This is a genomic window from Ideonella sp. P3_A4 (assembly GCF_056403075.1).
The window spans coordinates 1-610 of sequence record NZ_JBFUGE010001344.1 but is presented as its reverse complement, the minus strand read 5'-3'; the positions used below and the strand labels follow the sequence as shown (position 1 = coordinate 610).

General features: G+C 58.4%; 1 protein-coding gene. It reads right to left on the bottom strand.

What is annotated here, in order from left to right; translation table 11 throughout:
• Positions 1-112: 112 nt before the first annotated feature.
• Complete coding sequence (locus AC1DYI_RS37935; protein ID WP_477209197.1) at positions 113-514, bottom strand: DUF6632 domain-containing protein; 402 nt, start codon at positions 512-514, stop codon at positions 113-115.
• Between the last annotated feature and the right edge of the window lie 96 nt (positions 515-610).

The window sequence follows — 610 nt, the reverse complement described above, 5'->3', positions numbered from 1 at the left end:
GGTTATGACTTTGAACGCGCGTCGATCCGAAATGTTTGCGGCCTGAGCAGGAGACGCCTAACGTTCGACGTAAGGGGCGGCCCGCCTGCGGGACGTCCCCTTGACGGAGGGGTTAGGCCCCACGGCCAGCGAACTGGAGCTTGAGTGCTTGCGGGCAGAGCCACCCGAGCACAAGCGCGACGATGAACAGGGCTGGAACATCACCATAGAGATGACCAATATGTGTCGGATTGCCGAAGGCCTGCAGAGCCATGACAGCACCATGAACGATGCTGGACCAAATTGTGAAAGCAATCAAGCTGACGTGCCGCTCAGGTTTGCGGGACGCAACCAGAAGAAAGACACCCAGCGTGGCATAAATGGCAATGATCATTTCGAGGTACTCGGACCGTCCGTGATGCCAAGCCCAACCGCTAGGCCAGAGCACGGAAAGTGGATACACCGCGAAGACGAAGATGGCGCCAAAGACGAGCAGGGCAACACCCAGATACTTCGACTTGCTCTGTGCGTTCACAGTGAGCTCCCGCTTGGATTGAGGTTCTTGGGGCTTAACGTTCGACGTAAGGGGCCTGCCGCAGGCAGGTCCCCTTGACGGAGGGGTTAGGCCTCA